Raw genomic sequence first — 23,638 nt, forward strand, 5'->3', positions numbered from 1 at the left:
GATCAACCTCGCCTTATCAACGGTAACCCGCGATAACGACCTTCAAAGTAGCGTTTTTCGACGTCTTCTCCTTCCCTGCCTTCAAAATCGCGAACCGAAAAAAGACAGGTCGCACCGTTAGCATCGCGTTCGGTGATCCAGAACTGATCGCGTCGAAGTGCTTTGGCATTCATTAGATGAGTGTCGTGGGTGGTAAAGATCAGTTGAGTACCCAGCCCACTCTCCAAGTGTTTCTCAATCAGGCCATCGACTATTGAGGGATGAAGGCTGCTGTCCAATTCATCGACAGAAAGAATCCCGCTACCATCGGCGTGATTGATCATGAACCAGGGCAGCCAGAAACCGATCAGGTTTTTTGTACCGCCGGACTCCTCTGAAAAATCGAATTCGGCTTTTCCTAAAAGGCTCGTATGCGTCAGGGTGACTTTGTCTTTTTGGGCCGCCGCAAAGAACTCCTTGAGTGTGAGTTTTTTTGTACAGCGAAAAGATTCTGCGTCTTCGGTGTCGAGGTGAATAGCTGACACCGGGATATCCACTTCCTTTAGAAAATCTCGCAAGTTTCCAGTGTGATCCGAGGCCATCTTCAGAAATCTGATTGACGCCGCAGACAGCCCCATCATGTTGTTCTGCTCAATAACCAGCAGACCTGATTGAAACCAGCTAAACGGAGCCCGCAACTGGGTCAGCTCTTCGCTACTGTTCGCCACCGCCTGTGAAATAAACAACATTTTTGGGCTCGTGAGATGCCGCCATGCACGGTGGACTTCTTTACCTCCCTCAAGACTTGCCCCAAAGACATACTGCTCTGCCTCCTCTACAAAACGACGCTGATACAGCAGCGTTTCCTTGCCTTTGGGATATGAAACCAGTTGTTCCTCGATAATCCGCTGAGCCGTCAGGCGTAGAACAAAACGATATCGGAGCCCACGTTGAATGAAGTTGTATTCGAAGGAACTGGGTTCGTTTTTAAGTTGCGAGTCAAAACGAAATGGCGAGACCGGTAGCGGTTCATCATTTGAGGAAGGCAATGCGGTGAGCAGCTGTCCGATGATCCCCATCGCCCGGATGAGCGAAGATTTACCGGACGCATTCGGCCCGTAGATCGCAGCCACCTTCAACAAGTCCGGTAGTTTTTCTCCATTTACGGGCGGAGCGAACAGGTTGCGTTTTTTACTCAAGCGCGGCGTCGCAGCCATGGACAGGGTTTGCCTGTCGCGGAAGGAGCGATAATTGGAAACAGAAAATTCAATCAGCATGCAGCGAACCCGCAGTTCATTCCTGAAAGCGCAAAAAATAAAGGAAAAAACAGCCGTTCGGCGCAGTCGGGCTGCACTTCACGCAAAAACAGGAAATTCCTACAGATCAAGCCTTCCGGTAAAAGCTCCAATTCCTACAACACGCGGCGCCAGAGTAGACTTGGCGCCGCGAGCGCCTGGACGATAGGCTTGACCTCGTCGCTGCCAAATCAGCGACCCGGGGTCGAAGCCGGTAAATCATCAACATGGCGCATCCGCGCCCCCATATGAACTGGGGCAATTTTTTGCCTTTCAGTTTCGCTTTATGGTGGGCCGTGTGGCGCGGGCCTCTTGGCTTGCATGTTGATCGAGAATGTCCCGACTTCGAACGCCGCACGGTCCGCCACCCATAATCTGTCGAAGGATTAGTGGCGGCTCTTTTTTCAACATGGAGTCGAAAAAATGCTTAAGCACACGCTAAATCCGTCTGAAACCCATCCTCATTTCATCCCTACCGTCTTCACCCGCCACAACCGCTTCCTTCACGCGTTCATGCAGGACAACCAAGCCTGGTTCTGCGTCCAGGACCTCGGTCGCTTGATGGGCCGTCCGCTGGACCAACGTCTCACCCTGAAACTCGATCCCGATCAACGCCGATACGTCTGGTTGCTGAAGGATGGCAAAACCGTCGAATCACTGATGGTCAGCGAATCGGGAATGTATGCGCTGCTAGTCCATCATTTCATCCCGGAAAACCGAAACCTGCGTCAGTGGCTCAGCAACGAAGTCATTCCAACGCTGCGTGAGTCGAAAGCGGCTGTGGATAACATTCCAAGCTTGAGTTCATTGCAGTGGGCAGGCATCTCGGTGCCACTGTTGCATTGGCAGCATCAAGCGTGGATCAAGTGGCGGGACATGCCTGACCTGATGCAGGCACAGCGACCGTTCACCATCGTGGGCACGTGCAGTTGAAGGTAGGGTGAATAAAAGGGGCAGACTTCACAGTCCGCCCCTTGGCTTAGCGCTCAAAACCGCGAAACACTGCGCATCGCATCCACCAGATACCGCATCGCAATCCGGTCGTTCTCCGACAGCTCGCGATACCGCTCCAGCAACTTCATTTCGTCCGAACTGAGGCGATGCCTTCGTCGCCCGGTCGCCAGGCAAGGGAATATTCCCAGCATTTCAGTGATGCCTTGTACTTTCGTCATGGACGATGTCCTTCTATAAGCCCGAGAAAACTTCAAAAACCGCATCGCCCTATCCTTTTCATTAGCCGCCAGCCTGAAGGACAGAGCCGGTCATGAACACAGAATAGGAACATTCGCGGCGCTGAAAAGCGGTTTTTAGAGTAATTAGTCAAAAAAAGCAGAAATGCCCTATAAATCAGAAAGTGCTGTCGGAAAACTTAACCGACATTTCTTGTTTCATTGCCGCATCATCAAAGTGCTACCAATCATTTTTTCTCTGCAACCGAACGGTTTAAGCTATTTGTTATCTGTTTAAAGTCCGTTGCGTTTGGCCGAAGGCATGTCCGAACCGTTATTTCTGATCCAGCACGTGCCAGGAACGGCGCGGGATTTGCTCACGACAGGTTGTCTCTATGCACCGCAGGAATTTGCTCAAAGCATCCATGGCCATCGCTGCCTACACCGGTTTGTCGGCCACTGGCCTGCTGGCCTCCCGTGCCTGGGCGGGTAACGGCACGGCTGATGGCGCTGCCCAGGCGTTCGATTTCGAAGCGCTGAAGATTCAGGCCAAGCAGCTCGCCGGCACCGCGTATAAAGACACCAAACAGGTGCTGCCGCCGACGCTGGCGACCATGACCCCGCAGAATTTCAATGCCATCGGCTATGACGGCAACCACTCGCTGTGGAAGGAACTGAACGGCCAGCTCGACGTGCAATTCTTCCACGTCGGCATGGGCTTCAAGACGCCGGTGCGCATGCACAGCGTCGACCCCAAGACCCGCCAGGCCCGTGAAGTGCATTTCCGCCCTTCCCTGTTCAACTATGAAAAAACCACGGTCGACACCAAGCAGCTGACTGGCGACCTGGGTTTCTCCGGTTTCAAGCTGTTCAAGGCGCCGGAACTGGATCGCCATGACGTGTTGTCTTTCCTCGGCGCCAGCTACTTCCGTGCAGTAGACGCCACTGGCCAGTACGGTCTGTCGGCACGCGGGCTGGCGGTCGATACCTACGCGAAGAAGCGTGAGGAGTTCCCGGACTTCACCAAGTTCTGGTTCGAGACCCCGGGCAAGGACAGCACCCGCTTTGTGGTCTACGCGCTGCTGGATTCGCCGAGCGCCACTGGCGCCTATCGCTTTGACATCGATTGCCAGGCCGAACGCGTGGTGATGGAGATTGACGCTCACATCAANGCGCGCACCACGATTGAACAGTTGGGCATCGCGCCGATGACCAGCATGTTCAGCTGCGGCACCCACGAGCGCCGTATGTGCGACACCCTCCACCCGCAAATCCACGATTCGGATCGGCTGGCGATGTGGCGCGGCAACGGCGAATGGATCTGCCGCCCGTTGAACAACCCGGAAAAGTTGCAATTCAACGCGTTCGCCGACACCGACCCGAAAGGCTTCGGCCTGGTGCAGACCGACCATGAGTTCGCCAGCTACCAGGACACCGTGGATTGGTACAGCAAGCGCCCAAGCCTGTGGGTAGAACCGACCACCGCCTGGGGCGAAGGCTCGATCGACCTGCTGGAAATCCCCACCACCGGCGAAACCCTGGATAACATCGTGGCGTTCTGGACCCCTAAGAAACCGGTCGCGGCCGGTGATTCCCTGAACTACGGCTACAAGCTCTACTGGAGCGCCCTGCCACCGGTGAGCACGCCGCTGGCGCGGGTCAATGCGACCCGCTCAGGCATGGGCGGCTTTACCGAGGGCTGGGCACCGGGCGAGCACTACCCCGAAGTATGGGCACGCCGGTTTGCCGTGGACTTCACCGGTGGCGGCCTGGACCGTTTGCCGGAAGGTGCGGGGATCGAGCCCGTGGTGACCTGCTCGAACGGCGAGGTGAAGGATTTCAACGTGCTGGTGCTGGATGACATCAAGGGCTATCGGATTACCTTCGATTGGTACCCGACCAATGACAGCGTGGCGCCGGTTGAGCTGCGGTTGTTCATTCGCACCAATGACCGGACGTTGAGTGAGACCTGGTTGTACCAGTATTTCCCGCCAGCGCCGGATAAGCGTAAGTACACCTGATAGTAAGTCGGTGTCTGGACTGGCCCCATCGCGAGCAAGCTCGCTCCCACAGGGGTTCTTCGTTGGATACAAAATCTGTGTCTTGCTCGCGATGACGGCAGGTCAAACAACAAAAATTTCAGCCCGGAAACGCAAAAGCCCCGATCAACTCGATCGGGGCTTTTTGGTTTTACAGCATCCCTCAATCACGCAAATCCGACTCATGAATCGGCTGATCCCGGTGCGTCGCCCGTTGNTATTGCGCTGGCCAAATCGCCTTGCGCCCGCCCAGGTCGTCGTCGGCATGCAGCGGCCAATACGGATCACGCAACAACTCACGGGCNAGGAAGATGATGTCCGCCTGGCAGGTGCGCAAGATGTGCTCGGCCTGGGCCGGTTCGGTAATCATTCCTACCGTGCCGGTGGCGATGCCTGACTCCTTGCGCACACGTTCGGCAAAGCGGGTCTGGTAGCCCGGACCTGTAGGAATTTCGGCGTTGGCCGCGGTACCGCCCGACGAAACGTCTATCAGGTCCACGCCNAGGTCTTTGAGGCGGCGCGCCAGTTCCACGGTTTCATCAGGGTTCCAGCCGTCTTCAACCCAATCGGTGGCCGACACTCGCACAAATACCGGCAGCTCCTCCGGCCAGACCGCCCGTACCGCTTCGGTGACTTGCAGCACCAGCCGGATGCGGTTCTCGAAAGAGCCGCCATATTGATCGCGTCGCTGATTGCTCAATGGCGAAAGAAACTGATGCAGCAGGTAACCGTGAGCGGCGTGCACTTCGACCACTTTGAAACCGGCCGTCAGCGCTCGCTTGGCTGAGGCGACAAAGGCCTGAATGACCTCAGCAATCTCGCTTTCATCCAGCGGCTTCGGAGGGGTGTGCTGCGGGTCGAAAGCAATCGGCGACGGCCCTACCGGCACCCAGCCACCGTCTTCGGGTTTGACGCTGCCATGCTTACCGATCCACGGCCGGTGGGTGCTGGCCTTTCGTCCGGCGTGCGCCAATTGAATGCCCGCGACCGCGCCTTGGGCGGCAATAAAGCGCGTGATGCGTTGCAACGGCTCGATCTGTGCGTCATTCCACAAGCCGAGGTCCTCGGCGGTGATGCGCCCGTCGGCCGTGACCGCCGTGGCTTCGGTGAAAATCAGCCCGGCGCCGCCGACGGCGCGACTGCCCAGGTGCACCAGGTGCCAGTCATTGGCCAGGCCATCGTCGGATGAATACTGGCACATCGGCGAGACGGCAATCCGGTTGAGCAGGGTCAATTGACGAAGGGTATAGGGTTCAAGCAGCAGACTCATGGGGCACCTCTCGAATCAGTGGGCAGGCTCCAGGGTTCTGTTTGAAAAGTCGACGAGTGACAGGAAAAAGGCGCAGCACCCGCCCCCGCGGGCAAAAATTGGACAAGACGTCACAAGGATAATCAAGCAGTGCTTAGAGCCTAGTCGACATCGGGGGATGAGGGAGGGTTCCGAGGGATTGGGTGTCAGAAAGATCGCTTTCGCGAGCAGGCTCACTCCCACAGGGTTTGCGCAAATCCTGTAGGAGTGAGCCTGCTCGCGAAAGGCTCAACGCGGTTCGATGTGGGCAATCATCAGCTGCACCGTCTCGTTCCCTCGAAACTCGTTGAGGTCGAGTTTGTAGGCCACTTCCACCCACTTGATGGTCGGATTCGGCCAGATGTCGCGGTCGATACCGAAGGCGATGCCATCAAGCTTCACCGAGCCACATTCACTTTTGAGCACCACTTTGAGGTGCCGTTCGCCGACGACGCGCTGCTCAACCAACTGAAACACGCCATGAAACAAAGGTTCAGGGAAGTGCTGCCCCCAAGGCCCGGCATGGCGCAGGGCACGAGCCAGTTCAAGATGAAATTCTTCGACCGCCAAAACCCCGTCCGACAGCAGACGGCCGGTCAGGTCTTCTTCGCGCAATTGCCTGCGTACTTCTGCGTCAAAGGCCTCGGCAAACAGNGGGAAATTCGCCTCGGGCAAGGTCAAACCGGCCGCCATGGCGTGGCCGCCGTACTTGCTGATCAGGTTCGGATGCTGCGCGGCCACCACGCTCAAGGCGTCACGAATATGAAAGCCCTGAACCGAACGCCCCGAGCCCTTGAGCAAACCATCGCCAGCATCGGCAAAGGCAATGGTCGGACGGAAATAGCGCTCTTTCATGCGCGACGCCAAAATGCCGATGACGCCCTGGTGCCATTCCGGGTCGAACAGGCACAAACCGTAGGGCATCGATTCCACCGGCAAGTCCTTGAGCTGGGCGAGCGCCTCGCGCTGCATGCCCTGCTCGATGGATTTACGGTCCTGGTTCATGCCGTCCAGTTGCGCCGCCATTTCCCGGGCCGCCGCGAAGTCGGTGGTGAGCAGGCATTCGATGCCCAGGCTCATGTCATCCAGGCGCCCCGCCGCATTCAGGCGAGGGCCGACAATNAAGCCCAGGTCGGTCGAGGTGATACGGGCATGGTCGCGCTTGGCGACCTCAAGGATCGCCTTGATCCCCGGCCGGGCGCGACCGGCGCGAATACGCTCCAGCCCCTGATGGACCAGGATGCGGTTGTTGGCATCCAGCGGCACCACGTCGGCGACGCTGCCCAGGGCGACCAGGTCGAGCAATTCACCGATGTTCGGTTGCGGCGTGTTGTCGTACCAGCCNAGGCTGCGCAACCGCGCGCGCAGGGCCATCAACACATAGAAAATCACCCCGACGCCGGCCAGTGCCTTGCTCGGAAATTCGCAACCGGGCTGGTTCGGATTGACGATAGCATCGGCCANCGGCAATTCATCGCCGGGCAAGTGGTGGTCAGTGACCAACACCTTCAACCCCGCCGCTTTTGCCGCCGCCACGCCTTCGACGCTGGAGATGCCGTTATCCACGGTAATCAGCAACTGCGGCGTGCGCTGCAGCGCCACGGCGACGATTTCCGGCGTCAGGCCATAACCGTACTCAAAACGGTTGGGGACCAGGTAATCGACATGGGCCGCGCCGAGCAAACGCAGGCCAAGGGTGCCCACGGTGCTGGCCGTGGCGCCGTCGGCGTCGAAGTCACCGACGATCAGGATGCGCTGGCGCTGCTCGAGGGCGGTCACCAGCAGGTCCACCGCCGCGTCGATGCCCTTGAGCTGCTGGTAGGGAATCAACCGCGCCAGGCTCTTGTCCAGTTCCGCCTCCGATTGCACGCCCCGCGCCGCGTAAAGACGCGTCAGCAGCGGCGGCAGGTCGCCGAGGAATGGCAGGGTGTCGGGCAACAGGCGAGGTTCGATGCGCATGGGGTGACAGGTGCTTCTCTTGAATACGTAGGATAAAACCGGATAACGCGGACGAACGGCGAAAAATCAGCCGCGTTCGCCGCTCAGCCACTGCAACTGGACTTCATGCTGACCACGGTCGTCAGTGACGAAAATCGTGCCTTCGCTGATCATCACGTCCCACTTGATAACGCGCGGCATGTCCTTGGCCAGGGTCTCNAGGACGTCCTGAGGCACGGCTGCGATGTGCACGTTTTTCAGGTTTTTGATGGCCGGGATCACTTTGGTTTCCCAGACGCGCAGGCTGCCGTAGGCTAGCAAGCTGGTGCGTTCGGTACGGCGCGAGCACCAGGTGAGACGATCGGCGTCAGGCTGGCCGACTTCAATCCAGTGCAGGACACGGTCGTCCAGGCTCTTTTCCCACAGGGCGGGTTCATCCACGTCTGACAGACCGCGACCGAACGACAGCTGCTCGTTGTACCAAAGTGCGTAGGCCAAAAGACGCACGGTCATGCGCTCTTCGGTTTCCGAAGGATGGCGGGCGATGGTCTGTTTGACGCTCTCGTACACCGAGCGATCAAGGTCGGTGAGGTTGAGTTCGAATTTGTAGGTCGTGGACGGCTGGGCCATGAACGGGCTTCTAGAGACAGGGAAAGGCGGCCAGTCTAACCGATGCAGTAGGCAATCAACGAATAGAAGGCGATGAAGCTTGGTCGTCTGACATTGGGCTATGTTAAAAGGCTATATCCGCTCAGCCTTTGTCCTACAGGATCCAGCATGCCGTTCACCGCCAAACCGCTCTCAGGTCTGAAAGTCATCGAACTGGGCACCTTGATCGCCGGCCCGTTTGCGTCACGCATCTGCGCCGAATTCGGTGCCGAAGTGATCAAGATCGAATCCCCCGACGGCGGTGATCCGCTGCGCAAATGGCGAAAACTCTACGAAGGCACCTCGTTGTGGTGGTTCGTCCAGGCCCGCAACAAAAAGTCCCTGACCCTGAACCTGAAACACCCGGACGGCCTCGCGATCCTGAAAAAACTGCTGGGCGAAGCGGACATCCTGATCGAGAATTTTCGCCCTGGCGTGTTGGAAAAACTCGGCCTGGGCTGGGACGTCTTGCACGCTCTCAACCCGAAACTGGTGATGGTACGGCTGTCGGGGTTCGGCCAGACCGGGCCGATGAAGGATCAACCCGGTTTTGGCGCCGTCGGTGAATCCATGGGCGGCTTGCGCTATATCACCGGTTTCGAAGACCGCCCGCCGGTACGCACGGGGATTTCCATCGGCGACTCGATTGCCGCCTTGTGGGCGGTCATCGGCGCGCTGATGGCGCTGCGTCATCGTGAGGTCAACGGCGGGCTNGGCCAAGTGGTGGATGTGGCGCTGTATGAAGCAATCTTCGCCATGATGGAAAGCATGGTGCCGGAGTTCGACGTGTTCGGGTTTATTCGCGAGCGCACCGGCAACATCATGCCCGGCATCACGCCGTCATCGATTCATACCACTGCCGACGGCAAGCATGTGCAGATCGGCGCCAATGGCGATGCAATCTTCAAGCGTTTCATGAGCGCCATCGGCCGCGAAGACCTGGCCAATGACCCGCAGCTGGCGAGCAATGACGGACGCGATAGCCGCCGNGACGAGATTTACGGGGTGATTGATCGCTGGGTCAANTCGCAGCCGCTGGACACCGTACTCACGCAGCTGAATCAGGCCGATGTACCTGTCAGTCGGATCTTCAGCGCCGAAGACATGTTCAGCGATCCGCAGTACCTGGCCCGGGAAATGTTCCTGCAGGCCAAGCTGCCAGACGGTAAAGACTTCAAGATGCCGGGGATTGTGCCGAAACTCTCTGAGACACCCGGCGATTGCGAATGGGTCGGGCCACAACTGGGTGAGCACAACGCACAGGTACTCCAGGCACTTGGCTATAACGCGTCGCAGATTGCACAGCTGCGCAAAGACGGAGCCATCTAAGCTGAGGCGCCGGCTAGCGCAGTCCATCAGATTCTGCCTGACGCATGGCGGGCGGGTGGTGCGCGCGCTGCTGGTTACGCTTCTTCTCGCCGGGCTGGCCCCATCCGCGATGACGCTGATCTGGTTACTCCGCGACTTGCCACCCACGATGATCTTTGAAGGTCCGAAAAAAGGTCAGGGGATTGTCGATCAGATCCTGCCGCTGTTGATAGCCGGGATGCCGCAATACGAGCACACCCTGATGCGAGTCAACCGGGCCCGCGCCATGCAAATGCTCCGCGAAGAATCGTTTACCTGCGATCCGTCACTGGTCTGGACCAAAGAGCGCGAACAATGGATTGCGTTCTCCATTCCGGCCTTCCGCGCGGTGAGCAATGGACTTGTCGTCCGCCGGGAAGACCGCGCGCAGCTGGATCCTTTTCTGATCGACGGCGAAGTCGATCTTGCGGCTCTGCTGGCCAGTGGCCAAAAGAAAATCGGGGTCGTCGCCGAGCGCAGTTACGGCCAAGTCCTCGACACGCTGCTAAAACTGGCGCCACCGGACGCACTGGCTCCCCATTACGGTAACGATGCCCTTGCCAGCCTGTTGCAGATGCAGCGCCTGGGCCGTTTGCAAATGCTACTGGGCTATCGCCCGGAAATCCGTTACCAGGCCCAGCAGCAGGGAATCGCGGAGGATGAGCTGCAGTTTTACCCGATTCGCGGCGCGGAAAAATTCTTGTCCGGTTATATAGGCTGTACCGACACACCCATCGGCCGGCAAGCGATCGTCGAGATCAATCAGCTGCTGCGCAAACTTCCCCGCGCCCAGTTGAGCGAGGCCTACGCCGCGTGGCTCGACCCGGAAAGTCGCAGCGCTTACCTCGAAGAATCCAGAGTGTTTTTCGAGCATCAGGCGCAGCCGTGACAAATCGCAGGCAAAAGAAACCCCGAGCAGTGGGGAGACAACTCGGGGTTAAACGTGGCCTACAAAGACCAGTACAACAAGCCACAAGCACCGGAGCACAATGCTTGATCCTGCTGTTACATGGTCTGACGACCTGAGTGCAGGAAGGTTCCCACAAAAGAACAATTCAATTTCGATTGGCCAGGACCTTATCCTGGGCCGCATTGCGCAGCGCCGCGATGACGCAGGGTTCCAGCCGTCCTTCGGCAATCAGCACGTCACGGTGCAAACCGTCGACGACATCCGTCAGCAGACGGTAATCGGTTAACTGAGCTTGATTGAACGCCCGTTCGACCACGATTGCGCCGGTCGCATTCTTCAGTGTCACCAGGCATTCGCCATGGGCGCCCGACGGGGTCAGCGTGACCTGATACGGGCTCAGAGCCTCACCGAGCAATAGACTGATACTTTCCATCTCGATCACCACTCAATAGTCCGAAAACAAAGTGCCTGGGGCGTGTTCACAGTAAATGACCACCGGCCCGAGAAGAAAGTTCTGGATTCCAGGTGCAGACGCGTCGGCGTCTCTGGTCGATAGAGCATGCACGGCAAAGATGACAGGGAAAAAACAGCCTGTTCACAGGTGCCTTGTCCGGTGACCGATATCAGTCCATCCCCCCAGCAACCCTCGCAATTGGCCGTCGGCGCTGTAGAACGGCACCGTCCATTGGTAGATGTCCCGGACACCGTTGTTGAACAGCAATTGACGTTCACTGAAGCGTGGCTTTCGGGTCTCCATCTGCGCCATGAATTCAGCATGCAGCAGCGCTGCGGTTTCCGCCGGCAGCACATCGAGCTCAACCAGCCGTCGCCCCTGAACCTGGTCAAAACGGGTGCCGAGACTCTCCTCATAACTTTTGTTGCACATGATCAAGCGCCCTTGCAGATCACGAACAAACATCGGATCGGGCATGGCGTCGATCAACGCATGCTGGAAAGCAAGCTGATCGCCGAGCCCCTTCTCAGCGTCTACGCGCTGCTTGATCAGCGCCGCGAGCCTGCGGCTCCAGAGCAAGGAAAGCAGTCCGAACAGGCTGACGATAAACATGCCCCAGCAAAACCAGTGAGTCATCTGCCGCCAGCGAGAAGGTGACTCGACGGGAGCGATACCGCTGAGCCATTTCAGGCGAATGGCGCGCAAGTCGGCCGCAGGAAAGGCCTCAAGCGCCTTGTTGAGTATGCTCAGCAACGGCGACTGACCTTTGCGTACCGCGAGGTGATCAGCCTCCCATTTGCCCTCCACGGCGCGCCCGACCTTGAGTTGCCCTAACGGATAGAGCTGCGCCCCGATTTCATTTTCAATGGTGGCAAAGGCTTCACCACTTTCAACCAGCGCCCTGGCCTCGGCGTAAGTCTTGACCGTGCGCAATTCGATCGCCGGGTAGTCGCGGCGAATCGTGCCTTCGAGTGCGTGCCGGGCCGGCAACACCAGCACTCTTTTCGCCAACTGCGTCAGGGAGTGCACGACGGGGGCATCTGCCCGTCCGACAAACACCCATCCAGCGCCACCGAACGCATGACTGAAATCCAGGAACGCCTTACGCTCGTCATTCATTGCCAGCGTTGTGCTCATGTCCGCCTCGGCACTTTCCAGACGCCCGAGCAGCTGGTCGGTGGAAAACGACTCCTCGTGAACAAACTGCAAGCCCGTCATGGCACTGATGCGATTGAGCAGATCGTTGTTCAGACCGCTCCACTGACCGTGTTCATCCTTGAACAGATAAAGCGGGTATTGCACCGACGAGACGATGACTTGCGGGTGCTCGGCAATCCACCTCAATTCCTGAGCATCCAGTTCGATGGTTGCGCCGACGCCTGCCCCCCTGGACTCCGGCGTCGCCAATTGCGCGGCCGCCCCTGCTTGAACCAAGCCCAGGACGCCGATCAAAAACACCCAGCACACGGCTGGCTTAAACCCTCTGAAAAACAGCATTACCACTTCCTTCGCAATCAACTCGCCCATCCTTTCTGGGGCGAAAACACGACAAGTGTGGCATGCAGAAATGAGAAAGCCCGTCAGGAGACGGGCTTCAAAATGTGACAGCTTTTACCGGTTACAGAGGCTTGCCGCGGTTGCCATGCTGACTGACAAAGGCCTGCACGGCTTTCAAATCGTTCGGCAACACGGTGCAACGCTCATCTCGCTCAAACAAATCAGAAAGATGTGCAGGTAGTTCAAGCGCTTTTCCTACGCCGGCTTTCTCCACTGCATCCGGGAATTTGACCGGATGGGCCGTGCCGAGGATCACCATTGGAATNTCCAGGCTGCGACGGCATTCGCGTGCGGCCTTCACNCCGATGGCGGTGTGCGGATCCAGCAGTTCGCCGGTTTGCTCGTAGACTTCGGCAATGGTTTCGCAGGTTTGCGCGTCATCCACGGCTAGGGAATCGAACAGTTTGCGGGCTTCGGTCCAGCGTTCCTGTTCGACGCTGAAACCGCCGCCCTGCTTGAAGCTGTCCATCAGGCCAGCCAGCGCGGCGCCATTGCGACCGTGCATGTCGAACAGCAGGCGTTCGAAGTTCGACGACACCATGATATCCATGGACGGCGACAATGTGGCGTGCAGGGTTTCCTTGACGTACTGGTTGCCACTCATGAAGCGGTGCAGGATGTCGTTGCGGTTGGTGGCGACGATCAACTGGTTGATCGGCAGGCCCATGTTGCGCGCCAGGTAGCCGGCAAAGATGTCGCCGAAGTTGCCGGTCGGCACCGAGAACGACACCGAACGCGCCGGGCCGCCCAACTGCAGGGACGCGTGGAAGTAGTAGACGATCTGAGCCATGATCCGGGCCCAGTTGATCGAGTTTACCGCCACCAGGCGCGTACCTTTCAGGAAGCTCTGGTCAGCGAAGCTGTTCTTGACCATTTCCTGGCAGTCATCGAAGTTGCCTTCGATGGCGATGTTGTGGATGTTTTCACCGAAAATGGTCGTCATCTGGCGACGCTGCACTTCCGACACGCGCTTGTGCGGGTGCAGGATGAAGATGTCGACGTTTTCGCAGTGCTTGCAACCTTCGATGGCGGCCGAACCGGTATCACCGGACGTAGCGCCGATGATCACCACACGCTCGCCGCGCTTTTCCAGCACGTAATCGAGCAGGCGACCCAGCAATTGCAGGGCGAAGTCCTTGAACGCCAGGGTCGGGCCGTGGAACAGCTCCAGCACCCATTCGTTGCCGTTCAGCTGACGCAGAGGGGCGATGGCGCTGTGGGAAAACACGCCATAAGTCTCTTCCAGAATCTTTTTGAAATCCGCATCCGGAATGCTGCCGGTGACGAACGGGCGCATCACCCGGAACGCCAGCTCGTGGTACGGCAGGCCCGCCCAGGACGCAATTTCTTCCTGGGTGAAACGTGGCAGGTTTTCCGGCACATACAGGCCGCCGTCAGTGGCAAGGCCTGCCAGCAAAACGTCTTCGAAATTCAGGGCCGGTGCCTGGCCGCGGGTACTGATATAACGCATGACTGGCTCCAATAGACAGTGTTCGCAAACCCGGGCCCGCACGCAGGCCCGGTGAACGACAGTGTTCGCAAACCCGGGCCCGCACGCAGGCCCGGTGAACGATAACGGCTTAGTTCAGGTGCTCGACGCGGATCCGAACGACCGGACCGACCACGCCGGCCAGGGCTTCCAGCGCGGCGATCGCATCGTTCATGCGCTGTTCGAGCACGCGGTGGGTCAACAGGATCATCGGCACCTGGCCGTTTTGCTCCTCGACTTCCTTCTGCATGATCGATTCGATGTTGATGCCACGCTCCGACAGGATGCTCGCGACCTGGGCCAGTACGCCCGGATGATCCTGAGCCTGGATGCGCAGGTAGTAGGCACTTTCGCAGGCTTCGATCGGCAGGATCGGGTGGGCCGACAGCGAGTCCGGCTGGAAGGCCAGGTGCGGCACGCGGTTTTCCGGGTCGCTGGTCATGGCGCGGACCACGTCCACCAGGTCGGCGATGACCGAGGAGGCCGTCGGTTCCATACCGGCACCGGCGCCGTAGAACAGCGTGGAGCCGGCTGCATCACCGTTGACCATCACGGCGTTCATCACGCCGTTGACGTTGGCGATCAGGCGGTCGGCCGGGATCAACGTCGGGTGCACACGCAGCTCGATACCGGCCGGAGTGCTGCGCGCCACGCCCAGGTGCTTGATGCGGTAGCCCAGGGCTTCGGCGTAGTTCACGTCGGCAGTGGTCAGCTTGGTGATGCCTTCGGTGTAGGCCTTGTCGAACTGCAGCGGGATACCAAAGGCGATGGAGGCCAGGATGGTCAGCTTGTGGGCCGCGTCGATGCCTTCCACGTCAAAGGTCGGGTCGGCTTCGGCGTAACCCAGCGCCTGGGCTTCGGCCAGCACGTCTTCGAAGGTACGGCCCTTCTCGCGCATTTCGGTGAGGATGAAGTTGCCGGTGCCGTTGATGATGCCGGCCACCCAGTTGATACGGTTGGCGGACAAGCCTTCACGGATCGCCTTGATCACCGGGATGCCGCCGGCCACAGCCGCTTCGAACGCAACGATCACGCCCTTCTCGCGCGCCTTGGCGAAAATTTCATTACCGTGAACGGCGATCAGTGCCTTGTTCGCGGTGACCACATGCTTGCCATTCTCGATGGCCTTGAGTACCAGCTCGCGGGCAACGGTGTAGCCGCCCATCAGCTCTATGACGATGTCGATCTCAGGGTTCGTGGCCACGGCGAAGACATCGTTGGTAATCGCAATACCGGTCGTTTGGAACTGAGGCTTTGGCGTACGCNTGGCAATTTGCGCCACTTCAATCCCACGCCCTGCACGGCGGGAAATTTCTTCAGCATTACGCTGAAGTACGTTCAAGGTGCCGCCACCGACGGTCCCTAACCCACAGATGCCTACTTTGACCGGTTTCACTGAGAACTCCCCATGAAACGGCCGACTCAAGGCCGGCCGTGAAAACAGCCGCATGCTCGCGGCTCTCTATTAATGGCCCGGCAATGGTGCCGCCGGACCATGATCGTCAAAGGCTGGCCATGACGATGCGAATTATTTCGCGCCCAGCGCCAGTTTGGCAACTTGTGGCGCAGGCTGGTAGCCCGGAATTACTTGGCCATCAGCCAAAACGATGGCCGGTGTACCGTTCACACCAATCGACTGGCCCAGGGCGAACTGCTTGGAAACCGGGTTGGCGCATTTGGCCGACTTGATTTCCTTGCCATCGACCATTTTGTCCATGGCGGCTTTCTTGTCGGCCGAGCACCATACGGCTTGCAGTTGTTCGTCACCCGGCGAGCCCAGGCCCTGGCGCGGGAACGCGACGTAGCGCACTTCGATACCCATTTTGTTCAGCGCAGGCACTTCGGCGTGCAGCTTGTGGCAGTACGGGCAGGTGGTGTCGGTGAACACGGTGATGTGAGTCTTGGTCTCGCCGATGGCCGGGTAAACCACGGTTTCAGCCACTGGAATGCCGTTGATCAACTTGGACACGCCCAGGCGCTCGGCTTTCTCGGTCAGGTTGACCGGCTTGCCGTCCTTGAGCTGGAACAGGTAGCCCTGCACCACGTATTGGCCGTCGGCGCTGGCGTAGAGCACGCGGCTGCCTTGCAGTTTGACTTCGTACAGGCCCGGCAACGGACTGGCGGAGATGCTTTCTACGGGTACTTCCAGCTGGAGGTTTTCCAGGCTTTTACGAATGGCTTTGTCGGCCGCGTCATCGGCGACGGCAAAGGTACTGACCAACGCAATGGCTGCGGCGGCGAAAATCTGGATCAGACGCATGAGAACTCCTGAAGGCGGACAAATGGGACGATCAGAACGCCCGTGCCGAAACACCGGGTCATAACCGCCCATCGTGCAAACCGGCAAAGCCTACCACATAAGGCCCCTGTGGCCGACTCCGGCTGACGCAACACACATAATGGTGCGCATTTGATAACACTTATTGGGGCGAGGGAGCTTGCTCCCGCTCGACTGCGCAGCAGTCGTAAAACAGGCACCTCGATTTTCCTGATTAACCGTGGTCCATGGTTTTGGGGTCGCTTCGCGCCCCAGCGGGAGCAAGCTCCCTCGCCACGACGGGCCACTGCCCTCCATCTCGGGTTCTGTCAGCCGCGCGGGTGATGCTTGGCGTGCATCTCCTGCAGACGTGCGCGCGCGACGTGGGTGTAAATCTGGGTTGTGGATAAGTCACTGTGCCCCAGCAGCATTTGCACCACCCGCAAATCCGCACCGTGGTTGAGCAAATGGGTGGCAAACGCGTGGCGCAACGTATGTGGCGACAGCGCCTTGCCGATCCCAGCCACTTTGGCCTGGTGCTTGATACGGTGCCAGAAGGTCTGGCGGGTCATCTGCTCACCGCGCAGGCTGGGGAACAGCACGTCGCTGGGCCGCCCGCCGAGCAATTCGCCACGGGCATCACGCATATAGCGCTCAACCCACACAATCGCCTCCTCGCCCATCGGCACCAGTCGCTCCTTGCTGCCTTTGCCCATGACGCGCAGCACGCCCTGACGCAAGTTGACTTGCTCCAGGGTCAGGCTGATCAGTTCAGTCACCCGCAGCCCGCAGGCGTAGAGCACTTCGAGCATGGCGCGGTCACGCTGTCCGATGGCTTCACTCAGGTCGGGCGCCTCGAGCAGCGCTTCCACGTCTGCTTCCGACAGAGACTTGGGCAGCGGCCTGCCCAGTTGCGGCATATCGATTTGCAGGGTCGGGTCGACCGCGATCAGCTTTTCCCGCAGCAGGTAGCGATAAAAACCACGCACGCCAGATAGAAATCGCGCAGTGGAGCGAGGCTTGTAGTTCTGCTCAAGGCGCCAGGCCAGGTGATCAAGGATCAGCTCGCGACCGGCATTGATCAGTTCGAGGTTTTTCTCCTGCAGCCAGCCGTTGAACAGGGCCAAGTCACTGCGATAGGCATCGCGGGTATTGTCGGACAGGCCTTTCTCCAGCCAGAGCGCGTCGAGGAATTGGTCTATCAGGGGATGATCGATGGCGGGCATAGTGGCTCAGGTCACTGGNAAACTACCGGCAAATTGACAAATTTCAGGCACAAAAAAGCAGCCCGTAGGCTGCTTTTTTCTGCATCGGGAAGCTGGACTTAAGCCAGTTTTTCCTTGATGCGAGCTGCTTTACCGGACAGGTCACGCAGGTAGTACAGCTTGGCTTTACGTACGTCACCGCGACGCTTAACGGCCATGCTGTCGATTTGCGGGCTGTAGGTCTGGAAAGTACGCTCTACGCCAACACCGTTGGAGATTTTACGAACAGTGAAAGCACTGTTCACACCACGGTTACGCTTGGCGATTACCACGCCTTCGAACGCTTGCAGACGCGAACGGTCGCCTTCCTTCACTTTCACCTGAACGACAATAGTGTCGCCTGGGGCAAAGGTAGGGATCTCTTTGGTCATCTGCTCTGCTTCGAGTGCAAGGATGATTTTGTTAGTCATGCTGTGCTCCTAAGGTAAGTCATCGGACCTACCATCGATACGTTGTTAACTATCGTCCCGCGCGAGGATGTATTCCTCGAGCAGCTTCTTCTCTTCTCCAGAAAGCGAGCGGCTTTCCAGAAGATCGGCGCGTCGTTCATAGGTCCGACCAAGGGACTGCTGTAAACGCCAACGCCGGATGTGTGCGTGATTGCCACTTAGCAATACGTCGGGAACACGCTGATCCGCATACACCTCCGGTCGGGTGTAGTGCGGGCAATCCAGCAAACCATCCGTGAAGGAGTCTTCCTCCGCGGAGTCCGCATGCCCTAAAGCTCCAGGCAGCAGTCGTGTAACCGCATCTATCAGGACCATCGCCGGCAGCTCGCCGCCAGACAGGACATAGTCCCCAATCGACCACTCTTCATCGACATGAGCTTCAATAAACCGCTCGTCAATGCCTTCATAGCGACCGGCAATCAGGATCAATGCATCCAGATTCGCCAACTCGCGCACCGCCGACTGAGTCAGTTGACGGCCTTGGGGGGACAGGTAAATCACCTTCGCCGCCTCCCCGGCTGCTGCCTTGGCCTGGGCCAACGCGTCTTCCAGGGGCTTGATCTTCATCACCATGCCCGGGCCACCGCCAAATGGGCGATCGTCCACAGTGTGATGTCGATCCGTCGTGTAGTCTCGCGGGTTCCAACAGGTAAGCTGCAACAGCCCCTGTTTCACCGCCCGACTGGTGATGCCGTACTCGCTGATGGCGGAAAACATCTCGGGAAACAAACTGATCACTTCAATGCGCAAATTAGCCACGCTTAGAAGTCCGCGTCCCATTCCACCTTCATCTCGCCCGCTGCCAGGTCGACGGCCAACACGCATTGCCCGGTATACGGCAACAGGCGTCCGCGATCATCCAGGCTGCCAGCGCAAGGCTTGACCACCATTACATCATTGGCGCCGGTTTCCAGAAGATGATCGATTTTCCCGAGCAATTGCCCCAGTTGATCAATAACCTTCAGACCTTCCAGCTGGTACCAGTAGTACTCGCCGTCGGTCAATTCAGGGAACAGGTTGCGCGGCACGCAGATCTCATAACCGGCCAGAAGACGAGCTTCTTCACGATCATCAAGACCCTTGAGCTTTGCGACCAGGAACTTATCGCTCCCGCGTCCACTGACCAGCTCGACCTGTTTCACACTCCCTTCGCGCTTGAGCGTCCAGGTTTTGTACTGCAACAGGTTTTCAGTCGGATCAGTAAAGGAATACACCTTCACTTCGCCGCGAACGCCATGAACAGAGTAAATCTTGCCGATAACGATCAAATCATCAGCAACAGCTGGCGTCGCGTTCATATTGCTCAGGCTGCGGCCTTAGCCGAGTCCTTCAACAACTTGGCAACACGCTCGGATGGCTGTGCACCAACGCTCAGCCAGTAGGCTACGCGCTCTTGGTTCACGGACAGACGAACTTCTTGACCACGAGCAACAGGGTTGAAGAAACCAACCTGTTCCTTGTGCGAACCGTCACGCGGGTTGCGGCTGTCGGTTACGGTCAAGTGGTAAAACGGGCGCTTTTTGGAGCCGCCAAGGGCAAGACGGATTGTTAGCATGTGAACATCGTTCCTGTAGTCGGTGCTGCAAATCTAAATGCACAGCGGGCATAGGTGCCCGAAAGGCCGCATATTCTAAGGAATATCCGGACTTTTGCAAATGACTTTTTCTGGCGCCTATCAGCGTGCCACTCAGATCTGCTATAGAGCCGTCGGTTAAAACGGCGAGTCAGCTCCCGCTAACCGCGGGTTTGCTGGAGATCCCACATCCTTGTGGGTCGGAGCGCAAGCATGCTTGCGCTCGAATACTTTACATTTTGGGCATGCCACCGCCGGGCAACATACCGCCCATGCCGCGCATCATCTTGGCCATTCCGCCTTTGGCGGAGAATTTCTTCATCATCTTCTGCATCTGCTTGTGCTGCTTGATCAAGCGACCGATGTCCTGCACCTGGGTGCCGGAGCCCATGGCGATCCGACGTTTGCGCGAACCACTGATCAGCTCAGGGTCGCGGCGCTCGGCCGGGGTCATGGAATTGATGATGGCTTCCATCTGCTTGAATTGCTTCTCTGCCGCGCCCTGGGCATTGCCCATTTGCGCCAGGTTCACACCGCCGATGTTCGGCAGCTTGTCCATCAGGCCGCCGAGGCCGCCCATGTTTTTCATCTGTTGCAGCTGGTCGCGGAAGTCTTCGAGGTCGAAGCCCTTGCCCTTCTTCAGCTTTTTGGCCAGTTTGTCGGCCTTGTCTTTGTCGAGGGTGGCTTCGGCCTGTTCGATCAGGCTGAGCACGTCACCCATGCCGAGGATGCGCGAGGCGATCCGCTCTGGGTGGAACGGCTCGAGCGCGTCGCTCTTCTCGCCCATACCAATGAACTTGATCGGCTTGCCGGTGATGGCACGCACCGACAGCGCGGCACCGCCACGGGCGTCGCCGTCGACCTTGGTCAGGATCACGCCGGTCAGCGGCAGTGCGTCACCGAAGGCCTTGGCGGTGTTGGCCGCATCCTGGCCGGTCATGGCGTCGACCACGAACAGCGTTTCGACCGGGTTGATCGCGGCATGCAGCGCCTTGATCTCGCCCATCATCTCTTCGTCGATGTGCAGGCGACCGGCGGTATCGACGATAACCACGTCGATGAATTTCAACTTGGCTTCTTTAATAGCCGCGTTAGCGATGTCGACCGGCTTCTGGCTCAGGTCAGACGGGAAGAAGGTCACCCCCACTTCGCCGGCAAGCATTTCGAGTTGCTTGATGGCCGCCGGACGGTACACGTCGGCCGACACCACCATCACGGACTTCTTCTTGCGCTCTTTAAGGAAGCGCGCCAGCTTGCCGGCGGTGGTGGTTTTACCCGCACCTTGCAGACCAGCCATCAGCACAACCGCTGGCGGTACGGCGCTGAGGTTCAAATCTTCGTTGGCCGCGCCCATCAGGCTTTCGAGTTCGGCCTGGACGATCTTCACAAAGGCCTGGCCCGGGGTCAGGCTGCGGGACACTTCGGTGCCGACCGCGCGCTCTTTGACCGAGTTGACGAAGTCCTTGACCACNGGCAAGGCCACGTCGGCTTCCAGCAACGCCATGCGCACTTCACGCAGGGTGTCTTTAATATTGTCCTCGGTCAGCTTGGCCTTGCCGGTTACGTGGCGCAGCGTCTGCGAGAGACGGTCAGTCAGGTTTTCAAACATTGCGCGATCCTTTCAGGCCCTGTGTAGACCGGGATAATGGCGGCCCAGACCGGAATAAACATGTGCTCGGCGAGCCTGCGGCGTGGGCAGGTCGCGGATTATAGCGAAGACTGCGTCTGGCGGACACCTCGTCGTCAGGTTGCATGGTCTTTCGTGCTACGGGGGTTCTATGCCAAACTCAGCGCCTTTCGGGCTTGCCTAACAGGATTTATGGTCCCCTTGTCACCCAGTTTGCTACCCAGCCTCGCCGCCGCCCTTTTATACGCCGCTGCGACTATCTATCAAGGCACTCGCCTGGCCACTGGCGCCAAGGCGAACAAACGCCTGCTGGTCACGCTCGGCGTGCTTGCCGTGCTGGCCCACAGTGCCAGCCTGTTCACGCATCTGATGACGCCGGTCGGCCTGGGCCTGGACTTTTTCAGCGCCGCCAGCCTGATCGCCGCCGCCGTCATCACCCTGACCCTGCTGGCCTGTTCGCGAATCCCGGTGGAAAACCTGCTTATATTGCTGTTCCCGCTCGGCGTTGCCACGGTGCTGCTGGCGCAGTTCGCCCCCGCCGGCACGGTGCAGGTCATCGACGAAGAGCCGGGCATTCTCGCGCACATCCTGCTGTCGATCCTTGCCTACGGCATGTTCACCATCGCCGTGTTCCAGGCGTTGCTCGTGCTGCTGCAAGACCACCAGCTTAAAAACAAGCACCCGTCCGGGCTGATCAAGAACTTCCCGCCGCTGCAAACCATGGAAAGCCTGCTGTTCGGTTTCCTGTGGGCCGGCTGGACACTGCTGTCGTTGTCGCTGATTTCCGGTTGGCTATTCGTCGAAAACCTGTTCGCCCAGCACCTGGTGCACAAAACCTTGCTGGCGTGCCTGGCCTGGATCGTTTTCAGCGTGCTGCTGTGGGGTCGCAACCGTCTCGGCTGGCGTGGGCACAAAGCGATCCGCTGGACCCTGGCCGGTTTCTGCCTGCTGATGCTGGCCTATTTCGGCAGCAAGCTGGTTCGCGAATACATCCTGCATATCTGACGGGCAGCGATCATGGACAACTTGCCCCTTGGGCCGATGCTCGCGGTAATCACCTTGCTGNTNTTATGGTCGGGGCTGTTTACCGCCGTCGAAACGGCGCAACAGCACTTGCTGGCCCAGCGCACCGCCTCGCGTTCCAGCGACAAACCGGTCGCGAAACTGAGCTTCCCGCTCAACAGCCTGATTTTCTGCAATACCTTGTGCCGCGCACTGGCAGTGGTCATCAGCACCTTGCTGGCGATCTTCATCTGGGCGGAAAACGGTCCATGGATTGCCTGCCTCGGCGCCGGAGTCGCGCTTTTGGTGTTCTCCGACTACCTGCCGCGCGCCCTCGCCGTGCGCTATCCCGACGCCGTCCTGGCCCTGGGCAACACGCTGCTCGGTGCTCCACTGAAAATCATCTACCCGGCCGCCTGGCTGCTCAATGGCTTCACCCGGCTGCTGATGCGACCGTTTGCCCGCAAGGTCAAAGTGGTGCAACAGAGCGAAGACGAGAGCCCCAACGAGCGCAAGGACGATCACGATCAAGCCGTCTGCCGCCCGCACCCGCTGTCGGGCATCCACGCGCTCGACAACATCACGGTCAACGACATCCTCGTGCCCCGCAGTGACGTCGACGGGATCAACCTCGACGACTCCCTTGAAGAGATCATCGAGCAACTGCGCAACAACAAGCGCACACGCCTGCCGGTGTTTCACAGCGACATCAACCAGGTCGAAGCGGTGCTCAATACCCGGCAGATCCAACACCTGCTGCCTGATGCCAGCCTGACCAAAGATGCNNTGCTCGCCGCTTGCCACGAACCGTACTTCGTGCCGGAAAGCACGCCGCTGCAACTGCAGCTGCTGAATTTCCACAAGCAGCAGCGACGCCTGGGCATGGTGGTCGACGAGTACGGCGAAGTGCTCGGCATCGTGACCCTGGAAGACATTCTCGAAGAAATCGTCGGCGAATTCGAAAGTCAGCACAGCCTGGACAACCCGCATATCCATCCGCAGGCCGATGGCCGTTTCATCATCGACGGCGCCGCCTCGATCCGCGAACTGAACAAGAGCCTGGGCTGGCACCTGCCCAGCGATGGCCCCAAGACCCTCAACGGCCTGGTGACCGAGGCGCTGGAAACGATTCCGGACAGCGCGGTGTGCCTGAAGATCGGGCGTTATCGCCTGGAAATTCTGGAGACGGAAGACAACCGCGTTACGCGCGTGCTGATCTGGCATACCAGCTCGGTTCCAGCCGTTGTCTAAACCCTGACACCTGCCTGGGGTGTGGGGTTTATCTGTGGCGAGGGCCCTCGCCACAAAAACCATCACTCAGCCCAAGCCACTTGTTTGATCGTTAGCCACCT

General features: G+C 58.8%; 22 protein-coding genes. 6 read left to right on the top strand and 16 right to left on the bottom strand.

Going from position 1 to position 23,638, the window contains the following annotated elements; genetic code table 11:
• Window positions 1-2: 2 nt before the first annotated feature.
• Complete coding sequence (locus tag B7L09_RS11665) at window positions 3-1,256, bottom strand: AAA family ATPase (protein ID WP_094468930.1); 1,254 nt, start codon at window positions 1,254-1,256, stop codon at window positions 3-5.
• A 441-nt stretch (window positions 1,257-1,697) separates the two neighbouring features.
• On the opposite strand from B7L09_RS11665, the gene B7L09_RS11670 reads away from it, so the two are divergent.
• Window positions 1,698-2,207, top strand: coding sequence for a BRO-N domain-containing protein (locus B7L09_RS11670; RefSeq protein ID WP_094468931.1), 510 nt, complete (start codon window positions 1,698-1,700; stop codon window positions 2,205-2,207).
• Window positions 2,208-2,260: 53 nt separating this feature from the next.
• On the opposite strand, the gene B7L09_RS11675 is transcribed toward B7L09_RS11670, so the two are convergent.
• On the bottom strand, window positions 2,261-2,446 hold the full coding sequence (locus B7L09_RS11675; protein ID WP_010462962.1) for a hypothetical protein: 186 nt from the start codon (window positions 2,444-2,446) through the stop codon (window positions 2,261-2,263).
• Between the two features lie 392 nt (window positions 2,447-2,838).
• Between B7L09_RS11675 and B7L09_RS11680 the strand changes: the two genes are divergently transcribed.
• Window positions 2,839-4,464 carry a glucan biosynthesis protein D gene (locus B7L09_RS11680; RefSeq protein ID WP_094468932.1) on the top strand — a complete coding sequence of 542 codons (1,626 nt, stop codon included), beginning with the start codon at window positions 2,839-2,841 and terminating at the stop codon, window positions 4,462-4,464.
• A 181-nt stretch (window positions 4,465-4,645) separates the two neighbouring features.
• Here the strand turns inward: B7L09_RS11680 and B7L09_RS11685 are convergent, their stop codons facing one another.
• The 3 genes from B7L09_RS11685 to B7L09_RS11700 form a co-directional block, all read right to left on the bottom strand.
• On the bottom strand, window positions 4,646-5,752 hold the full coding sequence (locus tag B7L09_RS11685; protein WP_094468933.1) for an NADH:flavin oxidoreductase/NADH oxidase: 1,107 nt from the start codon (window positions 5,750-5,752) through the stop codon (window positions 4,646-4,648).
• Between the two features lie 267 nt (window positions 5,753-6,019).
• A complete protein-coding gene (gene recJ / locus B7L09_RS11695; protein WP_094468935.1) occupies window positions 6,020-7,729 on the bottom strand; it encodes a single-stranded-DNA-specific exonuclease RecJ in 1,710 nt (569 codons plus the stop codon).
• A 66-nt stretch (window positions 7,730-7,795) separates the two neighbouring features.
• Window positions 7,796-8,338 carry a YaeQ family protein gene (locus B7L09_RS11700; protein WP_094468936.1) on the bottom strand — a complete coding sequence of 181 codons (543 nt, stop codon included), beginning with the start codon at window positions 8,336-8,338 and terminating at the stop codon, window positions 7,796-7,798.
• Window positions 8,339-8,485: 147 nt separating this feature from the next.
• Between B7L09_RS11700 and B7L09_RS11705 the strand changes: the two genes are divergently transcribed.
• Both B7L09_RS11705 and B7L09_RS11710 read left to right on the top strand, forming a co-directional pair.
• Window positions 8,486-9,685, top strand: coding sequence for a CaiB/BaiF CoA transferase family protein (locus B7L09_RS11705; RefSeq protein ID WP_094468937.1), 1,200 nt, complete (start codon window positions 8,486-8,488; stop codon window positions 9,683-9,685).
• Entirely contained in the window at window positions 9,639-10,592 is a 954-nt protein-coding gene (locus B7L09_RS11710; protein WP_094468954.1) for a TIGR02285 family protein, read from the top strand. Before B7L09_RS11705 ends, B7L09_RS11710 begins: the two co-directional genes overlap by 47 nt.
• A gap of 166 nt (window positions 10,593-10,758) precedes the next feature.
• On the opposite strand, the gene B7L09_RS11715 is transcribed toward B7L09_RS11710, so the two are convergent.
• The 11 genes from B7L09_RS11715 to ffh form a co-directional block, all read right to left on the bottom strand.
• Window positions 10,759-11,046, bottom strand: coding sequence for a DUF3509 domain-containing protein (locus B7L09_RS11715; RefSeq protein ID WP_094468938.1), 288 nt, complete (start codon window positions 11,044-11,046; stop codon window positions 10,759-10,761).
• 162 nt (window positions 11,047-11,208) lie between these two features.
• Window positions 11,209-12,564, bottom strand: coding sequence for a transporter substrate-binding domain-containing protein (locus B7L09_RS11720; RefSeq protein ID WP_094468939.1), 1,356 nt, complete (start codon window positions 12,562-12,564; stop codon window positions 11,209-11,211).
• Between the two features lie 121 nt (window positions 12,565-12,685).
• Window positions 12,686-14,095 (bottom strand): threonine synthase, encoded by a 1,410-nt coding sequence (gene thrC / locus B7L09_RS11725; protein WP_094468940.1) that lies wholly within the window; start codon window positions 14,093-14,095, stop codon window positions 12,686-12,688.
• A gap of 109 nt (window positions 14,096-14,204) precedes the next feature.
• A complete protein-coding gene (locus B7L09_RS11730; RefSeq protein ID WP_094468955.1) occupies window positions 14,205-15,509 on the bottom strand; it encodes a homoserine dehydrogenase in 1,305 nt (434 codons plus the stop codon).
• Between the two features lie 132 nt (window positions 15,510-15,641).
• A complete protein-coding gene (locus tag B7L09_RS11735) occupies window positions 15,642-16,373 on the bottom strand; it encodes a DsbC family protein (RefSeq protein WP_094468941.1) in 732 nt (243 codons plus the stop codon).
• A 326-nt stretch (window positions 16,374-16,699) separates the two neighbouring features.
• A complete protein-coding gene (xerD, locus tag B7L09_RS11740; RefSeq protein ID WP_094468942.1) occupies window positions 16,700-17,596 on the bottom strand; it encodes a site-specific tyrosine recombinase XerD in 897 nt (298 codons plus the stop codon).
• 98 nt (window positions 17,597-17,694) lie between these two features.
• Entirely contained in the window at window positions 17,695-18,045 is a 351-nt protein-coding gene (gene rplS / locus B7L09_RS11745; RefSeq protein WP_003175895.1) for a 50S ribosomal protein L19, read from the bottom strand.
• Window positions 18,046-18,090: 45 nt separating this feature from the next.
• Entirely contained in the window at window positions 18,091-18,864 is a 774-nt protein-coding gene (gene trmD / locus B7L09_RS11750; protein WP_176457691.1) for a tRNA (guanosine(37)-N1)-methyltransferase TrmD, read from the bottom strand.
• Window positions 18,846-19,382: a ribosome maturation factor RimM gene (rimM, locus tag B7L09_RS11755; RefSeq protein ID WP_064454004.1), complete on the bottom strand. Its 537-nt coding sequence runs from the start codon at window positions 19,380-19,382 to the stop codon at window positions 18,846-18,848. The genes trmD and rimM overlap by 19 nt, the downstream gene beginning before the upstream one ends.
• 5 nt (window positions 19,383-19,387) lie before the next feature.
• The gene (rpsP, locus tag B7L09_RS11760; RefSeq protein WP_003175899.1) at window positions 19,388-19,639 is read right to left on the bottom strand and encodes a 30S ribosomal protein S16; all 252 of its coding nucleotides are present in this window, start codon (window positions 19,637-19,639) and stop codon (window positions 19,388-19,390) included.
• A gap of 250 nt (window positions 19,640-19,889) precedes the next feature.
• Window positions 19,890-21,266 (bottom strand): signal recognition particle protein, encoded by a 1,377-nt coding sequence (gene ffh, locus B7L09_RS11765; protein ID WP_010207982.1) that lies wholly within the window; start codon window positions 21,264-21,266, stop codon window positions 19,890-19,892.
• Window positions 21,267-21,476: 210 nt separating this feature from the next.
• Here ffh and B7L09_RS11770 point away from each other — a divergent pair, with 210 nt between their 5' ends.
• The gene (locus tag B7L09_RS11770) at window positions 21,477-22,289 is read left to right on the top strand and encodes a cytochrome C assembly family protein (RefSeq protein WP_094468943.1); all 813 of its coding nucleotides are present in this window, start codon (window positions 21,477-21,479) and stop codon (window positions 22,287-22,289) included.
• Window positions 22,290-22,301: 12 nt separating this feature from the next.
• Window positions 22,302-23,537 (top strand): HlyC/CorC family transporter, encoded by a 1,236-nt coding sequence (locus B7L09_RS11775; protein WP_094468944.1) that lies wholly within the window; start codon window positions 22,302-22,304, stop codon window positions 23,535-23,537.
• Window positions 23,538-23,638: the final 101 nt, after the last annotated feature.

The organism is Pseudomonas mandelii (assembly GCF_002251635.1).
GTDB classification, from domain to species: Bacteria; Pseudomonadota; Gammaproteobacteria; order Pseudomonadales; family Pseudomonadaceae; genus Aquipseudomonas; species Aquipseudomonas mandelii_B.

Coding starts and splice junctions, on each gene's coding strand:
- rplS (WP_003175895.1), bottom strand. CDS start 18,045: ATGACTAACAAAATCATCCTTGCACTCGAAGCAGAGCAGATGACCAAA.
- B7L09_RS11670 (WP_094468931.1), top strand. CDS start 1,698: ATGCTTAAGCACACGCTAAATCCGTCTGAAACCCATCCTCATTTCATC.
- trmD (WP_176457691.1), bottom strand. CDS start 18,864: ATGGGACGCGGACTTCTAAGCGTGGCTAATTTGCGCATTGAAGTGATC.
- B7L09_RS11770 (WP_094468943.1), top strand. CDS start 21,477: ATGGTCCCCTTGTCACCCAGTTTGCTACCCAGCCTCGCCGCCGCCCTT.
- rimM (WP_064454004.1), bottom strand. CDS start 19,382: ATGAACGCGACGCCAGCTGTTGCTGATGATTTGATCGTTATCGGCAAG.
- B7L09_RS11675 (WP_010462962.1), bottom strand. CDS start 2,446: ATGACGAAAGTACAAGGCATCACTGAAATGCTGGGAATATTCCCTTGC.
- B7L09_RS11720 (WP_094468939.1), bottom strand. CDS start 12,564: ATGCTGTTTTTCAGAGGGTTTAAGCCAGCCGTGTGCTGGGTGTTTTTG.
- rpsP (WP_003175899.1), bottom strand. CDS start 19,639: ATGCTAACAATCCGTCTTGCCCTTGGCGGCTCCAAAAAGCGCCCGTTT.
- xerD (WP_094468942.1), bottom strand. CDS start 17,596: ATGCCCGCCATCGATCATCCCCTGATAGACCAATTCCTCGACGCGCTC.
- B7L09_RS11715 (WP_094468938.1), bottom strand. CDS start 11,046: ATGGAAAGTATCAGTCTATTGCTCGGTGAGGCTCTGAGCCCGTATCAG.
- B7L09_RS11735 (WP_094468941.1), bottom strand. CDS start 16,373: ATGCGTCTGATCCAGATTTTCGCCGCCGCAGCCATTGCGTTGGTCAGT.
- B7L09_RS11665 (WP_094468930.1), bottom strand. CDS start 1,256: ATGCTGATTGAATTTTCTGTTTCCAATTATCGCTCCTTCCGCGACAGG.